Origin of the sequence: Roseburia zhanii, assembly GCF_014287635.1 — a bacterium.
Lineage (GTDB): Bacteria > Bacillota > Clostridia > Lachnospirales > Lachnospiraceae > Roseburia_B > Roseburia_B zhanii.
Map to the genome: position 1 here is coordinate 1 of NZ_JACOPH010000094.1, position 608 is coordinate 608.

Consider the following 608-nt stretch of genomic DNA (forward strand, 5'->3'; position numbering starts at 1 on the left):
TTTGTAAAGGATCTGGAAAGCAAAGGTATCTCCCGTGATGAGCTGGAGGGAATGCAGATAAAGATTGAAAGCAATGGGAATGTAACAGTGAGCGGTATCGAAGATAAGGAAGTCCGGGAACAGGTTCAGAAACTGGTAGAGGAAAAGTACAGTGACCGGATGTATCAGTATTACACAGGAATTGCTGACAGTGTTGGAAATCTGTCGTCCAATACCTACCAGTATGCCACGGATGTGCAGGAAGTCAGGCGTTACTTAAAAGGGGTTACGGGAGAAGATATTTCTCTGGAGAACCTTTACCTGACACCAGACGGAAAGATTGGCGGGCTGCCGGAAAAAGCTGCTAATCTGATTAACAAAACAAAGGACAATGCCAAGATAGAGCGGATAAAGGATGCATTGATAAATATTATAGGACATAACAGGACAAGCGGTGATCTGGGGATTCCCGATTTTACTTCGGAGTTTCAATTCAGCAATGGCGCTTTCTCTGTGGCAGACAGCGGTTTTACGGTGGATATGGCGGCATTGGACAGAAGGCTGACGCCCCAACCCCATGATAACATGTATTCGGATATGTATGAGTACAGTTTCAGGAAAGTATTATG

General features: G+C 44.9%; 1 pseudogene. It reads left to right on the top strand.

What is annotated here, in order from left to right:
* Positions 1-51: 51 nt before the first annotated feature.
* A pseudogene (locus tag H8S17_RS16335) lies at positions 52-608 on the top strand (hypothetical protein); the annotation flags it as partial.